The sequence below is a fragment of the Bdellovibrio sp. HCB290 genome, from assembly GCF_047305925.1.
Classification (GTDB): Bacteria; Bdellovibrionota; Bdellovibrionia; order Bdellovibrionales; family Bdellovibrionaceae; genus Bdellovibrio.
This window is the reverse complement of the sequence record NZ_CP178620.1, coordinates 2,043,957-2,061,063: the sequence shown is the minus strand read 5'-3', so window position 1 is coordinate 2,061,063 and position 17,107 is coordinate 2,043,957. Positions and strand designations below refer to the sequence as shown.

At 46.9% G+C, this 17,107-nt stretch carries 16 protein-coding genes; 6 read left to right on the top strand and 10 right to left on the bottom strand.

Going from position 1 to position 17,107, the window contains the following annotated elements; genetic code table 11:
* Window positions 1–108: 108 nt before the first annotated feature.
* The 4 genes from ACLVWU_RS10255 to ACLVWU_RS10240 all read right to left on the bottom strand — a co-directional run bounded on the left by ACLVWU_RS10255 (window position 109) and on the right by ACLVWU_RS10240 (window position 4,607).
* Window positions 109–354 carry a GlsB/YeaQ/YmgE family stress response membrane protein gene (locus ACLVWU_RS10255; RefSeq protein ID WP_413574600.1) on the bottom strand — a complete coding sequence of 82 codons (246 nt, stop codon included), beginning with the start codon at window positions 352–354 and terminating at the stop codon, window positions 109–111.
* Between the two features lie 72 nt (window positions 355–426).
* Window positions 427–1,647 (bottom strand): metallopeptidase TldD-related protein, encoded by a 1,221-nt coding sequence (locus ACLVWU_RS10250; protein WP_413574599.1) that lies wholly within the window; start codon window positions 1,645–1,647, stop codon window positions 427–429.
* Window positions 1,647–3,008 carry a TldD/PmbA family protein gene (locus ACLVWU_RS10245; protein WP_413574598.1) on the bottom strand — a complete coding sequence of 454 codons (1,362 nt, stop codon included), beginning with the start codon at window positions 3,006–3,008 and terminating at the stop codon, window positions 1,647–1,649. Before ACLVWU_RS10245 ends, ACLVWU_RS10250 begins: the two co-directional genes overlap by 1 nt.
* Window positions 3,009–3,062: 54 nt before the next feature.
* Complete coding sequence (locus ACLVWU_RS10240; RefSeq protein ID WP_413574597.1) at window positions 3,063–4,607, bottom strand: NAD(P)/FAD-dependent oxidoreductase; 1,545 nt, start codon at window positions 4,605–4,607, stop codon at window positions 3,063–3,065.
* Window positions 4,608–4,724: 117 nt separating this feature from the next.
* Between ACLVWU_RS10240 and asd the strand changes: the two genes are divergently transcribed.
* Window positions 4,725–5,552 (top strand): archaetidylserine decarboxylase, encoded by an 828-nt coding sequence (gene asd / locus ACLVWU_RS10235; protein ID WP_413574596.1) that lies wholly within the window; start codon window positions 4,725–4,727, stop codon window positions 5,550–5,552.
* Window positions 5,553–5,611: 59 nt separating this feature from the next.
* Here the strand turns inward: asd and ACLVWU_RS10230 are convergent, their stop codons facing one another.
* Together ACLVWU_RS10230 and queD are read right to left on the bottom strand one after the other, a co-directional pair.
* Window positions 5,612–6,658: a DUF4421 family protein gene (locus ACLVWU_RS10230; protein WP_413574595.1), complete on the bottom strand. Its 1,047-nt coding sequence runs from the start codon at window positions 6,656–6,658 to the stop codon at window positions 5,612–5,614.
* Between the two features lie 126 nt (window positions 6,659–6,784).
* Window positions 6,785–7,144, bottom strand: a complete 360-nt coding sequence (gene queD / locus ACLVWU_RS10225) for a 6-carboxytetrahydropterin synthase QueD (RefSeq protein ID WP_413574594.1) — start codon at window positions 7,142–7,144, stop codon at window positions 6,785–6,787.
* 28 nt (window positions 7,145–7,172) lie between these two features.
* Between queD and ACLVWU_RS10220 the strand changes: the two genes are divergently transcribed.
* A complete protein-coding gene (locus ACLVWU_RS10220) occupies window positions 7,173–7,661 on the top strand; it encodes a 6-pyruvoyl trahydropterin synthase family protein (RefSeq protein WP_413574593.1) in 489 nt (162 codons plus the stop codon).
* A gap of 2 nt (window positions 7,662–7,663) precedes the next feature.
* Here ACLVWU_RS10220 and ACLVWU_RS10215 read toward each other — a convergent pair whose 3' ends face one another.
* A complete protein-coding gene (locus ACLVWU_RS10215) occupies window positions 7,664–8,710 on the bottom strand; it encodes a hypothetical protein (RefSeq protein ID WP_413574592.1) in 1,047 nt (348 codons plus the stop codon).
* A gap of 191 nt (window positions 8,711–8,901) precedes the next feature.
* Between ACLVWU_RS10215 and ACLVWU_RS10210 the strand changes: the two genes are divergently transcribed.
* The 3 genes from ACLVWU_RS10210 (at window position 8,902) to ACLVWU_RS10200 (ending at window position 11,924) form a co-directional block, all read left to right on the top strand.
* A complete protein-coding gene (locus ACLVWU_RS10210; protein ID WP_413574591.1) occupies window positions 8,902–9,135 on the top strand; it encodes a FeoA family protein in 234 nt (77 codons plus the stop codon).
* The gene (gene feoB / locus ACLVWU_RS10205) at window positions 9,108–11,042 is read left to right on the top strand and encodes a ferrous iron transporter B (protein WP_413574590.1); all 1,935 of its coding nucleotides are present in this window, start codon (window positions 9,108–9,110) and stop codon (window positions 11,040–11,042) included. Before ACLVWU_RS10210 ends, feoB begins: the two co-directional genes overlap by 28 nt.
* 81 nt (window positions 11,043–11,123) lie before the next feature.
* Window positions 11,124–11,924: a M48 family metallopeptidase gene (locus tag ACLVWU_RS10200; RefSeq protein ID WP_413574589.1), complete on the top strand. Its 801-nt coding sequence runs from the start codon at window positions 11,124–11,126 to the stop codon at window positions 11,922–11,924.
* On the opposite strand, the gene ACLVWU_RS10195 is transcribed toward ACLVWU_RS10200, so the two are convergent.
* From ACLVWU_RS10195 to ACLVWU_RS10185, 3 genes are read right to left on the bottom strand one after another with little or no spacing between them, the layout of a single operon-like run.
* A complete protein-coding gene (locus ACLVWU_RS10195) occupies window positions 11,921–13,072 on the bottom strand; it encodes a glycosyltransferase family 4 protein (protein WP_413574588.1) in 1,152 nt (383 codons plus the stop codon). The two genes, ACLVWU_RS10200 and ACLVWU_RS10195, sit on opposite strands and share 4 nt — an antisense overlap.
* 14 nt (window positions 13,073–13,086) lie before the next feature.
* Window positions 13,087–14,223: a dTDP-4-amino-4,6-dideoxygalactose transaminase gene (gene rffA / locus ACLVWU_RS10190; protein WP_413574587.1), complete on the bottom strand. Its 1,137-nt coding sequence runs from the start codon at window positions 14,221–14,223 to the stop codon at window positions 13,087–13,089.
* Window positions 14,224–14,265: 42 nt separating this feature from the next.
* The gene (locus ACLVWU_RS10185) at window positions 14,266–15,927 is read right to left on the bottom strand and encodes a methyl-accepting chemotaxis protein (RefSeq protein WP_413574586.1); all 1,662 of its coding nucleotides are present in this window, start codon (window positions 15,925–15,927) and stop codon (window positions 14,266–14,268) included.
* Window positions 15,928–16,136: 209 nt separating this feature from the next.
* On the opposite strand from ACLVWU_RS10185, the gene ACLVWU_RS10180 reads away from it, so the two are divergent.
* Window positions 16,137–17,021, top strand: coding sequence for a hypothetical protein (locus tag ACLVWU_RS10180; protein WP_413574585.1), 885 nt, complete (start codon window positions 16,137–16,139; stop codon window positions 17,019–17,021).
* Window positions 17,022–17,107: the final 86 nt, after the last annotated feature.

Below are 17,107 nucleotides of genomic sequence, written 5' to 3'. Positions count from 1 at the left end.
GACCTGATATTGATCAAAAAAAGCATTTTTTTGCAATATAAACTCAAAGAAGAAGGATCTTCCGATTTGAGTAGTGAGAGATGCTTTAATTAAAAAAAGTCTCAGCCTTTATTTCTTCGAAAAAATCTGTGCCAGAAACAAGACAATCATCGCACCGAAAACAGAAGCGATGAAACCTGCGGGCTCGCCCTCTGTATACCAACCAAAAAATTGGCCGATGTAAGTACCAACAACAGCACCGATGATACCTAATATAGTTGTGAAGATGATCCCGAGTTTTTGATTGCCCGGCATGAAGAAGCGCGCCACGAGACCCACCAGGAAGCCAATCAACAAAGTACCTAAGATGTGCATCCAATACCTCCCAAAAGGAAAGTATTGGGGACTCTGGGTGCTTAATCAAGTGACTTTGTTATTACTCAAAATCTAGTGAGTGATAACTTCCAGTTGAGTCAGGATCGCGGGGGATTGGGTGAATGAGTAGATATCACTGGAGATACCAATCAGGTCTTTGCCCAACATGTCCTTCAAAAGACCCTTCACGCTGACTGAAGGAACTCTTCCCACAGCTTTGCCGTGTCTGAACAACATACCGACTTGAACGGGATTCGAAAACTCCCATTGATCGCTGATGCTGCCGCCGTAGCTGGCCACCAAAACCAGACACTCGGGGATATCCTTGATCATATCCCAAACCTTCGTGCTGCCAAGTTTGAGGTTCAGTTTGTGAGGATAACAGTTGATGCCGGTATCGAAGTTGCGCTGACCGTTCCCAGTGCTTTGTTTGCTGGCCTTTTTACCTTGGCGCAGATCATAAAGAGCGCCGGTGAAAACGCCATTCTCAAAGACAGTGGGATTTTCATGCAAAACACCTTCCCCATCAAAGCGATCAAACATACCGATTTCCGGTGCAAAGCTCAGATCTTTAAAAGTCACTTTAGGACTGAAAATGCTGTCACCGATTTTACCAGACAGATAAGAGCCACCCGCATGAAATTTTGCAGGTTTGATGTCGTCAGAGATTCTTCTAGTGATGTCATCGTAGTCCAAAATCAACACTGGCATTTTCTTGGCTTCAATGGATGAGGTCAGGGAGACAGCTTGCAGAAGAGGCTCGAACTTTTTACGAATTTCCACAAAATCTGGAGATTCACCATCTAAATTGAAAAAACCTTCAGCGAAGTCTGTGGAACCAAAACGCTTATAGAGCAAATAGCCTTCAGATTTTTCGCCAGAGCTTTCAAGGTTTCCGGTGTAGCTGCTGGAAAAAGATTTGCCAGTTTTCTCGACCGCAAATCGTCCACTGAAATTAAGATGTGGATAGTCCTTGCAAAGATCTTCAAAGAAAGTTTTGAAAGACGCAAGCTTTGCATCGCGGGATTTTGTTGCAGCAATATGACTCTGTAAAGCAGCCGTCTTTGGCAGTTCATAGTCATAAGCCAATCCCATATTGCCAGGGCGCTCCGCCTTTTCCAAAAGAAGTTCAGGCGAAACCGCACCCACCACAGCAGAGGAAAAAATCTGACCGTTTTTAAAAATGCGCGCCGCTGATTTTTGAATCTTTTGAGTTTGAATTGAAGTAAGGCGATTGCCACCGGCCTTGATTTCAGTCATATCAGTCGAAAAAGTTAAGATATCGTGTTGCATTAGCTAACCTGCATGTCTTTCACAAGAATTGTTGGGCCACCGTCAGAAACCGGAAGCGGGGCTTGGCCCATTTTTCCACAGCCACCCAGGGCGCTATGCTTCAAGGTGAAATCATTGGCAATGGCTTCGATGTTGTGAAGAGTTTCAAAAAGCCGTCCACTCATAACGCTCGTACGAATTGGAGTTGAAAGTTTTCCGTCCTTAATCATGTAAGCGCGGGAAGGAGAGATGGTGAATAGATCTCCACCAGTTCCGTAGTTGTAGTTTTCAATATAAATTCCGCCGTCAGCCATTTTTAAAAGATCTTCCAGGGAAGTCGTTCCATTTTCAATATAGGTGGAAGTCATGCGCACAATAGGATCGTACTCAAAGCTAAGAGCTCGTCCGTTGCCCGTCGGTGCTTCATCCATCGCCAGTGCGGTATCATAGGAGTGAAGACGACCTGATAGGATGCCGTCCTTGATAAGATATGTTTTCTGTGATTTATGACCTTCATCATCAATCGGGCAATAGCCTGATCCACCCTGATGCACGCCTGAATCAACAATAGATACGAAGTCCGCAGCGACCTTCTTACCCAACTGCCAAGTATCTTTGGCGACCGGGTCACCCAAAAGATTATCTGCTTCAGACATATGCCCAAAGGATTCATGAACAAAAACTCCCGTGATTAGCGGGCTTAGTACCAGTTTGTATTTTCCTGCAGTTACAAGCGGGGCGTATAGGAATTTATCAGAGTTGTTAAGGATCGTAAGGATTTCTTCTTGCTTATTGTGAAGGTCCGCAAATGTTTCGCCGTAAATAGCGGCCATGTCTGAAAACATTTTATCGCCGTCAGCAAGGTCGAAACTAAAATGAGTTCCACATTGAGTGAAGTCATAACGATAGGATGTGCCCACAGAGTTTTTGTAGGACTTTACTTTGTAGATATCCACGTAAGTCGAGCGGCTGGTTTTAACCAGCGGGTATTTCGTGGAAAGTGAATCGTACTGTTTAAGTAGTTCGACCTTTTCATTTAAAAATGTCAAAGTCGGATTATTTTTCGAATAGCTGATGTTTTCAAAATGACCATAGTTTTCAGGAAGCTTTGACCAGTTTCTGCCTTCGCCAAAACTCAAAGACCGGGATAATGCCAGAAGCTGTTCTTTAAGAGTCGCAAGTTCCGTAGTGGCAGAGTAGTACCACTGACCACTTTTTCGCACGCGCAAGAAAGCGCCGACAGAGCTCTTTTCAATGCTGGTGACAAGTTCGTGATTTTGAAAAGAGACTTTGCTTTCGAAGACTTCCTCGACACGCACATCGCAGTACTCACAAGGAATTGATTTTAGATCCAGATCAGCCAGAATTTTTTGAATGTCCATGCAGACTCCCATCGAGGGAATAATCTAACACGGACACCAAACAATCCGGAAGCTTTACATAAGTTTTTCTATGATTTTTTCAGCGATTTTAATGCCGTCACAAGCCGCAGATGTGATTCCGCCCGCATAGCCCGCACCTTCACCTGCAGGGTAAAGTCCCGCATGGGAAACACTCTCCAGGGAATCATTATCGCGAGTCACGCGCACAGGGCAGCTGGTACGGGATTCAATTCCGTACAGCTGAGCATCCTCGACCACGAAACCCTTCATGTTGCGATTGAACTTGTTCAATCCTTCCTGAATACGCTTCGTCATATGTGCAGGCAGGATTTCATCCAGACGGATGTTGATAGCGCCTGACGGCGAAGATCCCGCACGCAAGTTACGCGGTCCTTTTTTCGAAGTGCCGCCCAAGAAATCCAAAAGATTTTGAGCGGGCAGTTCCTTCGTTCCACCAGTTTCCTGCACTGTTTTGTAAGCGCGGGTTTCAAGTTCACGGCGCAGCTTCATGCCACCGAAAATGTCTTTACCAAAAAGTTTGTCATGATCAATGGAAACCACAATAGCGGCATTCGCAAACGGAGAGTTTCGTTTGTAGTTACTCATCCCATTACAAACGATACCATCAGCTTCAGTTCCCGCCGACAGAACATAACCACCAGGGCACATACAGAAGGAATAAACGCCGATGCCAGTCTTGTCGTCATGATCGGCAAGCTTGTAGTTCGCCGCACCCAATTTTGGATGATCCGCAAACTGACGGTATTGAATTTTATTGATCTCGGATTGGGAGTGCTCAATACGCAAACCCATAGCAAAGGACTTTCCATCCAAGTGCACACCGATATCGTTTAAGTGGTTGATCATGTCTTCAGCTGAATGTCCCGTCGCCAAAATCACATGCGGGGATTTAAACTCAGTCCCATGTTCAGTGCGAACGCCGACAGTTTGTTTTCCTTCCATCAAAATCTCAGTCACCTGAGTATTGAAGTGGATTTCACAGCCATTGGCTTTTAAAAATTCGCGAAGCTTAGGAATCACACGGCGAATACGATCAGAACCCACGTGCGGGTTTGACAGCCATTGAATTTCCGCAGGCGCACCGAATTGAACCAGACGGTTCATAACGTAAGGAATATGCGGAGATTTAATACGCGTGATCAGTTTGCCGTCTGAATAAAGACCCGCGCCACCTTCACCAAAGCAAACGTTATTGCGCGTATCCAATTTTCCATAACGCCAGTATTGGTTAATACCCTTCATGCGGTCGCCAGAATCAGAACCACGTTCAAACAAAACGCAGGGAACACCGCGCTCGACAAAGCGCAATGCCGCAAACAAACCAGCCGGGCCGGTACCCACGATAAGAGGGCGCTCTTTTGGAGTCGCGATTTTTTCTAAATTGAACTCAGGAATGTTAAGAGTTTCGCCTTTATCAGCGACCTCAACAGAGTATACGAAATGTGGGGAGTGTGCGCGTCGGGCGTCGACGCTTTGTCTCAGGATGCGGTAAGGGCCATGTTCTGGCATCATCCACTGAAGTTTTTCTTCCAAGTCCTGATCAATAGGAATTTCGATATTATTGAATATCTTCGCCATGCTTTTTACCTCGCGGGCACCTGTTAAGCGCCAAACCGATGAATATTTTGTGAACCAGGGTATAACAGATTGTTCCGCCCGTGACAAAGGGGGCATGGTCGGTTAGATAATTTATATATGTCAGCAATCACTCGTATTTTACCAAAAAGAAGCTTAAGCCGATTCGTCGGAAAACTGATGCACTTTCAAGGGCCTAAATGGTGGGCAAGCACCTCGATCCGCGCCTTTGCGTGGTGGTATAACATTGCCCTGGATGAGGCAGAAAAGGCTTATAACCAATACCCAAGCATTGGGGAGTTTTTCGTAAGAAAACTAAAACCCGGAATCCGCCCTGTAGGAAATGCCTGGGCTGTCCATCCTGCTGACAGTGTGATCACCCAAGCTCAGACCATCGAGAAGGGAACTCTGATTCAAGCCAAGGGTCACACCTATGAACTTAAAGAGTTCACTATGGATCCCGAAGCCCATAAAAAATGGGATGGCGGATTCTTTATGACTTATTATCTTTGCCCGACGGATTATCACCGCGTGCACTCCCCAGTGGATGGCGGCATCAGTGATGTGCGCTACATGCCGGGCGAATTGTGGCCGGTGAACGAGTGGTCGACGACAAACGTGAAAGATCTATTTTCAATCAACGAACGCGTTTTGGTAGAAATTCAAACCGACATGGGCCCGGTGGCAGCAGTGTTCGTGGGAGCCACAAACGTAGGTCACATCGTATTAAGTTTCGATGAAACCATCCGCGGAAACCAAGCCGGTGTTCCAGAGTATCAACACAAAAAATACTCTCCAGCCGTGACCATCAAGCGCGGTGATGAACTGGGCATGTTCCGCATGGGCTCCACAGTTGTGATGTTGTATCCACCATCATTCAAAGAAAAATTCGCAAGTAATTTAAACTTGGGACCCTCAGTCCGAGTGAACGCTTCGTTGATTAAGTAGTCCCCGAGGTAACAGTTTCCTTTTTGGAACGCGTAGCGTTCCAAAAAGGAAACTGTTACCTAAAATCGTGAGCCGAGGTAAAGACCGGCGGCTTGCGAAAAGAACGACATGTCCATGGTTCTTAGGTCGACGTTGACGGGCTGAGTGTGACCGATGATGGTCATGTACCAGGGACCCCAGTCGTAGCCGATAGCCATCTTGGCTTGCACCCACCAAGTGTATTTCAAATTATCCCAGCGGGTTGTGGTTGTGTCGTATTGCTGCTTTTGTGGGCCGGCTTGAGCACTACCAAACATCGCAATATAAAATCGGGACCACTGCCACACATAGGAAGTTCCCAATCCCAAAGCCATGCTTTGGTATTTGCCTCTAATCAAGGTTGCGTCTTCGCCGTAATCTCCGGGATTGCTTTGCGGTAAAAACGGCTCAGGATTTTCAATGTCCACTTGGGATAAACCCAACAAAGTATAAAAGGCCAAGCCATCAGCAGACGGTTTTTTCCAGTTGGGGCCAAAGGCTTCCAAGGCACTCACCCCATAGTAAGCCCACTCGAACTGCGCCTGCAGCATCGAGATTTTTAAATTAGGCAAAGAGTATTCGTCCGTGGTGATAAAGCCATCATTGTTCGCACTGGCCGTCGGACTTTGATTGAAGCCCTTGTAGTGTTGATAGATGAACTCAGCCCCAAAGCGGCCGTTGAAATAGCGAAGTTGATAGTCTTCAGCAGAGGTCGCCACTTTATCATCACGTGCGCTGCCGTTGGCGATATTCGCTTCCAATGAAATTCCCAAAGGACGATTGGACCAACCCAAGGCAAAACCTGGGGGAGTGTTGGGATCCAAAGCTACGTTGTGATCATTGCCGGCACCCGAGGTGGTGGCTTTTAAAGTTTTTACGATCATCCCGGCTTGGATTGAATTTTCGAATTCGGTTTTTTTAACAACGCGTTTGTTGGTCGAGGGGGCATCTTTGGCTGCGAGTTCAGATGAAATTTGCGTTTCCGGCTGTGGGGTCGGAGTTTGAGCTTTGACTGGGGGCTTGGTTCTGGGTTGTTGCACGCGTTTCACAGTTTGCGCAGTGGTCACCGAGGCCATCGCTGAAAACATTAAAACTGTTATAAAAAGCACGCTCTTTAAAATCAAAAACTCACTCCCAAGCAACACCTTATTCTACAAGGTGCAAGGAGTGAGTTTAAAGGGAAAAACTGTCAATTGGCGTAACTGGACCAGTCCTTATGCGGGGTAAGCGCACTCGGTTAATGGAGTTTCTGCGACGGAAACACGAGTCAGAATTGGAAGTACTTTTTTAGCATGGTCATAGAGCCATTTCGCCAAAAGCTCTGACGTGGGATTTTCCAGGCCCGGAACTTCGTTCAACACGCGATGATCGATTTGTTCAAGGATCGGTTTCATAGCCGCTTGAATGTCATTGTAATCAATGACCCAGCCGACTTTCCCATCCAAGGGGCCTACCAGAGTCAGCACAATTTTAAAACTGTGGCCGTGCATCCGTGAGCATGGATGACTTGCTGGTAAATGGGGTAGGAAACGGGCGGATTCAATTTGAAAATGCTGCTTCAGTTCAAAATTCATGTTATGGATATTACCATTAGGGAGAAATATGTCCACGACCACCTTGCATTTGGCCAAACAAAATTTCAAATTTTCAGCCGCTCACTTTTTGATTTTTGATGAAAAGCACGCTGAAAAGCTTCACGGCCATAATTATCAGGTCAAAGTCGACATTAAGGCTCCCGCGGACGAGGCCCAGCATTCCGAGGGCTATTTCATGGATTTTAATGTGTTCAAGAAATACATCAAGGCGGCTTTGGATCGTTGGGATGAAATCGTTCTGCTTCCAGAAAAACACCCGGACATGAAGTTCAAAAAAACTGACAAGTCCCTGGAAGTGACTTTCCGCGATCGCTTTTATGTTTTCCCGTTGAATGAAGTGATTTTGCTTCCGGTCACAAATACCAGCGTTGAAAATCTATCAAGATTGTTGGCGGAGGATTTTTATAAAGAGTTCGCCCAATATGGCGTGCAATTGGTTAGCGTGACGGTCGAGGAAACTGCCGGTCAAGGGGCCTCCACCACGGTGCCTCGCTAAAATTAGGGCGCCAGAAGTCCCGAACTTACTTCAACAGGGGTGAGTTCGCGCACCACGCGGTAACGCCAAAAGCAAATACGTCCACCCTCACTTAAGCGCTGTTGCAGTCGTTCTTCCACCAGATCGGGACTGCCATCACAATCCAAATGCGCAAAGTCGCCAAATGAATCCACATGGGTCACGGTCCAGGAGTAGGGTGACTTATCCCGGGATTGAAAGTTGCGGTTGATTCCAAGACCAGTGCCGATCGCAATGCGTGCAACGACGATCTTCTCAAGTTCAGGATTACGGATCTGTTCCCGGGCAGTCGAAATCACTTCCTCATCATCCATAGCAATAACAAAGGAACCGTTTTCGCTGGGTCCTTTTGTGGAAATCAAAAAGTACTTTTTAGTTTCATCAGTAGGTAAGGACATAGGGCTCAAGGCCACGGGCGGACTTTGTCTTAAGTCGTCACCAAAGAATACTTCCGTATGAACTCTGGCGGAAGCGACAACTTCAATTCTGGCAACCGCACGCTTAAGAAACCACTTTAAGTTCTGGGTTTCGTAGTGCTTACCAAGACTCACAAGCTTTTCCTCGATCAGTGCTCCGTTAAAATCAAAAGCCTTTAAGGTTACTTTATTCGAGTTCAAGTAAAGGTTTAACAGTGAAAGTTTAAGCGCAAAAGTATCAGCAGGAAGATAATGTGTTACTTGAGGTGAGGTGACTGAACCCAGCAGAATCTTTTGATCCTCGCACAGGGCTGTGAATTTAAGAGCCCCGGCATTGGCGGCCTTTAATGAAAATCCCCGGTCGTCTGGCAAAAACGCAGTGCCCGCCAATTTCATCTCAGACTTGGCATCGATCTCCTGATAGCGTTCTTTGATGACTCCGTTTTCATGGGTCTGGGTCCACCATTTTTCGGGTTCAGCAGATTTGTTTTGCACAAGAATTTTCAATGATTCGCGCGGGCAGAACCCCGGCACATAGAACAGCTCAGCACTATAGCCGATCGATGAGAAAAGACAGAATCCGACAACAAGGAGGTTTTTCGCTTTGGATGTCATTATAAAATAGATCGGTTTTGGAGGGGTAAACTTGATCTAAGCTATTAAAATCACGACTATTGTCTTCGATTTACCCTCACCTTTGTGAAACTGGTTCTCAACTGGTTTTCAATGGTCCAGGTAGGGGGTAAAGAACTTCCTTTTACGTCTCTAAAATCTTAACTAATAAGGCACCATTTCAGAGGGAAAAGATGACTTTGTTAGATGCCAAACTAAAACCCGGTCAGACCGTCGAAATCCTAAAGATCGCGGGGGAGAACTCCTTGCGCGAGCGCCTTCATGAAATGGGTTTGTCTGCAGGGATGGAAGTCACAGTTTTGGGCCGAGCACCTTTCGGTGGTCCATTGTTGATCCGCTTTAAAACAAGTTTTTTGGCTTTACGAAGTGAGGAGGCAGCATGTGCCCAAGTGACACTGAAGTCGTAAATCACGCTCAAGCCAGCAACGAACACCGTGTGGTGGCTCTGGTTGGAGCTCCCAACTCTGGCAAAACAACTCTCTATAATTGGCTGACGGGTTCCCGTTTTAAAACCGTGAATTATCCGGGAGCAACGGTCGAGTATTCTTTGGGTAAATTAGCTCCGCATCTGGGACACGGTGTTCTGGCGATGGATACGCCGGGCACTTACAGTCTGCACCCAAAGAGTGCTGATGAAATCGTAACGATCAAATCCATTTATGAAAATCCAGAGTTCGGTGAAGCGACCGGTGTTATCGTTGTCATTGACGGAACTCAGCTGTCGCGCCATTTGCAATTGGCTTTGCAGGTGAAAGAAACAGGATTCCCGATGATCGTGGTGATCACGATGGCGGATTTACTTCGTCGAGAAGGCATCGAACTGGATATGGACTACCTAAATAAAACTTTGGGATGTCCGGTAATTCAATTCGATGGTTTGTTAGCGGGTGGTTTGCTGGAAGTAGTCGCCGCCGTTCAAAAGATTCCTTTGAATGTAAAACCACAACGTCCACAGGTTTGGGACTTTGATCTTTTGGATAAAAAAATGAAAGAGTGCGAGAAAATCGCGAATGAAGCTCTTTCGCACAAAACCGAAAAACCCGAAGTGCGCCTGAATCGCATCGTCGCGACCACTGAAAAGATGGATCGCGTATTGCTTCATCCTTGGTTTGGATTGTTAATTTTTATTGCGGTCATGGGCACCTTGTTTTCTTCCATCTTCTGGGCGGCAGCGCCGTTTATGGATTGGATTGACGGTGGATTCACTTGGTTAAATGAGCTTGTGGCAAGCTGGGGTCCTGGAACCTTGTGGGCGGACTTCCTGGCAAACGGAGTGGTTTCCAGTTTTGCAGCATTTATGGTGTTCGTTCCGCAGATCTTTATTTTGTTCTTTGGAATTGGATTGCTTGAAAGTTCAGGCTATCTGGCCCGCGCGGCAACCCTGATTGATCGTCCATTTTCCGCGCTGGGGATGAGTGGTCGCTCCTTCGTTCCGATCTTGTCTGGTTTTGCCTGTGCAATCCCTGCGATCATTGCGACCCGCAATATCTCGTCCAGTCGTGATCGCTGGATTACTTCCTTTATTATTCCACTGATGACTTGTTCGGCACGACTTCCGGTTTATGCCTTGTTAATCGCCTTCATGTTCCATGGTGAATCTCCATGGCTTGCGGGTTTCACGTTGGCATTGCTTTACCTGGGCTCAATTGTCGTGGGTGGTATCGCTGCTGGAATCGTGAATAGATTTTTGCCTAAAAAAGATAATTCATTCTTTATGATGGAGCTTCCCATCTATCGTCGTCCTAAAATGCGTGTGCTGGTTCATCATGCAACGACCAGAACTTTGAACTACGTGAAACGTGCAGGACCGGTGATTTTCGTTTTTGCGGTGATCATCTGGTTTGGCACGAACTTTCCCAACTACAATATGGATAATGCCCACGATAAACTTGAGCAGTCTTATGTCGGTCAGCTGGGTAAAGTGATCGAGCCTGTGGTGAAGCCGATGGGGGTCGACTGGCGCGTGGGGGTCGGGATGATTTCTGCTTTTGCCGCACGTGAAGTGTTTGTGTCTTCCTTGGCTGTGACATTCAACATTACTGATGAAAATGAAGATTCCATGCAGCAGTCACTGCTGACTCAAATGAGCACGGCGGTGAACAGTGATGGAGAGAAAATCTTTACCGTCAGCAGTGCTATCGGTCTGATGATATTCTTTATGATCGCCCTTCAGTGTATGACCACAGTGGCTGTGCAAATGCGCGAAAGTGGATCTGCCAAGATGGCGATCGGTCAGCTTATCGTATTCAACGTTGCTGCCTATGTTCTGGTGGTGATCGTCGTCCAGGGGCTTCGCGCCATGGGTGTGTCTTAGATTTTAATTCTCTGTCCCTTGTTGCAGAACAATGGGCAGAGAACGTCTTGTCAATTTCCTAAAATACGCTATCTTTCAAGTATGAGAAAAAGAAGTCTTATTCTATTTGTAGTGGCATCGCTATTGGTCAGTTGTTCATCAATGAAACCAAAGGTGAATGAGGCAGACATCAACGCTGAGGCTGTAAAGGCCTATGCGGAAATAAAAAAGAAATCCAAAATTTCGACCAATAAAGAGTGGACCGCAATGGTGCAGCGAGTGGCTGATCGTATTGCCAAAGCTTCAGGCGAAAACTTTCAATGGGAAGTGGTCTTGATCGACAGTCCTGAAGTGAATGCGTGGTGTATGCCGGGCGGGAAGATGGCAGTTTACACCGGGATCATGCCGGTTCTTAAATCTGAAGGCGCGTTGGCTGCGGTGATGGGGCATGAAGTGGCCCATGCAACCCTTCGCCACGGGATGGAAGGTTATATCCGCGCCAAGCAACAAAGCTACGCAGGTGTGATCATTGCCGGGGCGAGTGTCATTGGTGGCCAGCTTTTGTGTAAAACTGAAGATTGCCGCAAGTGGAGTGCTATCGGTGGTGTTGCTGCGGGCTTCGCTTTGACTTTCTTGGATAGAAAATTCAGTCGTGGGGATGAAACTGCCGCCGACAAAAAAGGCCAAATCTATATGGCTAAAGCAGGTTATGATCCCGCGGAATCATTGGTGTTATGGGATCGCATGAATGCAGCCAAACAGGGCGCAGCCCCACCAGAGTTCATGTCCACGCATCCAGCGGATGCAACCCGTAAAAATAATCTTAAAGGTTGGTTGCCAGAAGCGGAGTCCGTCTATGCGCAGTCGCCGCAAAAATACGGCATGGGCGCAAGCATACGCTAAAGTCTTTGATAAAGTTCTGTGAAATGCTTAAGAGTGTTGGGCCAGTTGTGATTATGCAGGGCCCAATCACGACCTTTGGTGCCGTGCTTGTGCGCTTTCTCGGGATTCGCCAGATAATAGCGAATGCAATCAGCCAAAGCTTGTCCCGAACGGGGCTCAGCCAGAATCCCACGCTCAGTGCCGCCGACTTGTTCCGGAGTTCCGCCGGCATTAGTGCCAATGACCGCTTTACCCATCATCATCGCATCGATCACGCTCAGTGAATAAGTTTCGTTGTAGGAGGCCAGGGTGAAGATATCCAGGGCATCAATATAAGGAACGTAATCCCGCTGAAAAGGAATTTGCTGCAAATGTCCTTTAAGACGTTCACCAGCCGCGCGCGCCAGGATCCACTCGTACAAAGCTTGTGATTCCTCTTCGTATGTGGTTTCGCCGCTGTCGTTATGACCGACAATGGTGCGGTCGCCAATAACCCAGATCTGCACCTGTTGCAGTTCTTCGTCGGAAAGATAGTCCAAAGCTTCCACCAGCTCACGAACACCTTTTTGTGCATCAATACGGCACAAAGTTCCGATCACCAGTTGCTCTGATTTAACAGCGTACTTGTTGCGAATTTCCTGGCGCTTTTCTGGTGCTGCGACAAACTTCTCAGTTTCCCGGCCATAGCGAATCAGTTTCAGTTTCCCAGGAGCGATAGGGAAATTCTTTTTAACGTCCTTAAGAATGTCTTCTGAAGAACTGCACAAAGCATCGACGCGTTTAAATAGTAATTTATGAACGAAGTCACGCTTAGGCAAAGCATTCATATAAAGGTTGTAAATGTGTTTGACGTCGTTGTTAAACCAGCGAGCCAGACACGTTGCCCACATGTCCAGGCGGGTGTGCGAATGTAAATGCGTGATCTGATGCTTGCGCATCGCTTTTTTAATCAGTTTGGCTTTTTCAAATTTTGAAAGTTTTTTTGAAGTGACGGGAAGGACTCGCACGCCGTGGGCACGCAATTCCTTGATGATCCGTGAATCTTCAAAACACAAAACCCACTGTTCAACTGAAGTTTGCTGCAATTTGCAGATAAGCTCCGTGGAGTAAAGCTCAAGGCCACCCCACGAGTAAGAATGAATGACATGCAACAGACGAACGGGTTTCATCCTGAAATTATCCTTTAAAGACTTTTATAAAAGGCATGAACCTTATCAATGACGTGGGCCACTTCTTCTTTCGTCAGATCCGCATACATCGGCATGCGCAGCAGGCGATTAGCCAGATCATCGGTGACTTTCATGGAGCCAGCTACTCGGCCAAATTTCACACCTGCCGGAGCAGAATGAAGAGGGACGTAATGAGTGGTGGATTGAATATCGTTTTCCTTCAAGTACGCCCACAGCTTGGCGCGTTCTTCAGGCGACTTGCAATTGAAGTAATAGATATGTGCATTGCCCTGACAATCACCCGGCACTTGCATGCGAGTCAGGTGACCTTGTTTTTCCAGATCTGCAAAACCCTGATGATACTGATTCCAGTGAGCCAATCGTTGGGCCGTGATTTTTTCGCCTTCTTCAAGTTGTGCATAAAGGAAGGCCACCGCTAGTTCAGACTGCAGGTACGAAGAGCCCTTGTCCTGCCAAGTGTACTTGTCTACCTGGCCATTCAAAAACTGCTGACGGTTGGTGCCTTTGTCGCGCACAATTTCTGCGCGATCCACGAAGCGCTTGTCATTAATGACCAAGGCGCCACCTTCTCCGCAGACGATGTTTTTAGTTTCATGGAAGCTGTAAGCAGCCATGTGTCCCCAGGCACCTGTGGGCTTGCCTTTGTAGGATGAAAAAATAGCCTGGGCGGCATCAGCGACAACAATGAAGTTATGCTTTTCGGATAACGCCATGATGCGATCCATTTCGCAGGCAACACCGGCATAGTGAACGGGCATCACCACTTTGGTTTTAGGAGTCAGCGCTTTTTCCATCGCATCGACATCCATATTCAAAGTCTTAGGATCAACATCAACAAAAACCGGAGTCGCGCCGTAAAGGGCAATCACGTTTGCAGTGGAGGTAAAAGTAAAAGAGGGCAGGATGACTTCGTCACCTGGTCCGATATTGGCTAACACCATAGCCATCTCAAGGGCAGATGTGCAGCTTGGAGTGATGACAGCCATTTCACAACGAAGATGATTTTTGAACCATTCGACGACTTTTTTATTAAAAGCACCCTCGCCAGACAGTTTGCGATTGGCAATGGCTTGGGCAATGTATTTTTCTTCGTTGTGACTATGTGGGGGCAAGTTAAATGGAATTTTCATGCCCCACAATATTAGTACGACTTTTGAACGGACGGCAACGGATTAAAAGCCGTCCGTAGTACCCACTTTAGCTCTTGAATCATCCTCATCAAAAGGAATCATGTCAGAAGCGCTGCCGCTCTGCGCCTTTTTGAAAGTAGAGTGCTTTGCCGTTTGTTTCTGGGCGGGTTTTGCTTTGAAATCCACCACATTATTATGTGTAGCGGTCTTTCTAGGTGTGTCCAATCGTGAAGGCTGCGCCTCAGCGACTTCGGTGGCACCGGTCACAATTCTATTCAAATCCTGAACCAGTCGGCGCATAAGTTCAGCCTGGGCCGAAATCTCTTCCGAGGACGCCGCAATTTCTTCAGATGAAGCGGCGTTACCTTGAACGCTTGCATCCAGCTGATTCATTGCCTGGGAGATCTGCGAAATTCCCGTGGTTTGTTCAGTGCTTGCCGCCGAGATTTCGTTGTTCAGGTCAGAAACCTTTTTAACGGAATTCACGATTGTGTTTAAAACATCAGCAGAACGGTCGGCCACCTTCGCGCCTGTACCTACTTGATTCACGCTGTCTTTAATAAGAGAAGAGATGTCTTTGGCTGCGACAGCCGAGCGTTGCGCCAAGGCGCGAACCGCTTCCGCCACAACCGCGAAACCTTTGCCTTGTTCGCCAGCACGGGCCGCCTCAACAGCAGCATTTAATGCCAACAGGTTTGTTTGGAAAGCTATGTCGTCGATCACATTGATGATCTCTTCGATCTTTTTGGAAGACTGGGAAATGCCTTGCATCGAGCGAATCAGATCCGCCATTTCTTTCTGTCCATCCTCTGCAGAGTCTTTAGAAGTCTGCGACAAAGTGGCCGCTTGTTTGGCATTGTCTGAATTCATTTTTACCATCGAGGACATTTCTTCAAGGGAAGCCACTGTTTCTTCCAGGGAAGCTGCAGATTCAGTTGAAGAAGTGGAAAGCGTTTGGCCTGCAACGGAAAGCTGAGTGATCGCGGAAGCCACTTGGTTCCCGGACTCAGTCAATTTTGAGGCGATGTCACTGACTGTATTAGAGACGCGGTAAGCGATCCACATCAGGATTCCAAACAATGCAAAGGCACTGAATGCTGCAATCAGAATCAACATTTGAGTCATCGCTTTACGATCTTTCATTTGTTGTTCGTTTTGTAAGGTTGCTTGTTCCTGATAGTGTTTGAAGTTCTTTTCAGACATCTTTTGAACTTCCTGAGCCATGATGTGCCATTCACCACCATTTAAAGAGGTGCGGGCTTTTTCGTCATCTTCAGGGGTTTGTTTGGTAAGAAGTGCCATCAACGTTTCAGTTGTGGAGTAGAACTTTTCCTTCTTGTCTTTCACAACTTTATAATTGGTGGCTTCGACTTCATCAAACGGAGTTTTTTCGTAGTATTCTTGAGCCGCCTTGAAGTCGTCCCATGCAGAGACTGTCTTCTTAATAAAGACTTCGCGTGACGCGCCATGTGTTCCTAGGGAGGCCCAGAAAAAATATCCAACGCGTGCGCGCTGCATTGCAAGTTGGCCGAGAGCATCCATGTTCGGGACCATGTCGGTATATGCAGAGTTCAACATCGTTCCCAATTTGTTGGTGCTGTTGAGTGCGATAACAGTCATCACCGCAAAAGCAATCACCGGTAAGAACGCAGACAGCAGCAGTTTTCCACGCAATCCACGAAACCAAGATTTCAAATTATTCATAAACTAGGCTCTCCATTCCTATTTTGCTTATCGAATTATTTGACGATTTCTTGACTCGCTTTTTCACGAGTGTGTTTTCTGGACTATGAACTGCGGTCAGACTAACAAATGTTACTGCCATGCGGCAGGACTAAAGTTTTATATTTGTAATTGTCCCCGAAGTAAGGGTAGCATTTTTTCAACGTCTAGACTCAAGGAGGGGAGTAGTCATGACAAATAAGGTATTGTTGCGCGGTTTGGCCGCTGTTGCATTGATCGCATCAGTAGGTTTCACAACGACACACACGCACTCAGAAGGTTGCCACGGTTTCGTTCCTGAAAACAGCATGTACATTCCAGTTGGAATGTTCGCTACAGGTGGAATCACTCAAGAACAATTTAACGATGTGATGGATCGTATCGAAAAGATCTACACTCCTGAAGTTGAAGCAGCTGGCGATAAGCTACGCGTTAATCGCTTGTGGACTGATGGAACTGTAAATGCATCTGCACAACGTTCTGGTAACACACGCATCCTTAATATGTACGGCGGTTTGGCTCGTCACCAAGCAATTGGTTACGAAGGTATGGCTTTGGTTGCCTGCCACGAAATGGGTCACCACAATGCTGGCGCTCCTAAGATCGACAGCTGGTACGGTGGTTCATGGGCGTCTAACGAAGGTGCTTCTGACTATTTCGCATCTTTGAAGTGTCTACGTCTTTTGTTTGCTCAAGATGACAACGCCGCTATCGTTGCAACTATCGCTATCGATCCAGTTGCTAAAGCTGGTTGCGAAGCTCAATACAGCAACGTTAACGATCAATTGATCTGTATGAGAATCACTGAAGCAGGTCAGCAAGTAGCTAACTTGTTCATGGCTCTTGGTAAAGACAAAGTTCCTGCGAAATTCGATACTCCAGATAAAACCGTAGTTCGTCGCACTGACAATGCTCACCCGAAAACTCAATGCCGCTTGGATACATACTTCCAAGGTGCTTTGTGCCCGGTTGCGATTGGCGACAAATTGTCTGATACAGACTACAAAGCTGGTTCTTGCTACAGCCCACGTGATGCTGTTGGCACAAGACCTCTTTGCTGGTTTGCACCAAACTAAGCCGTTTTTTACAGCTTAAAAATTCAAAAGCCGATGTTCATGTAACATCGGCTTTTTTTATTTCTTTCGTTGTGTTCATTTGCGGA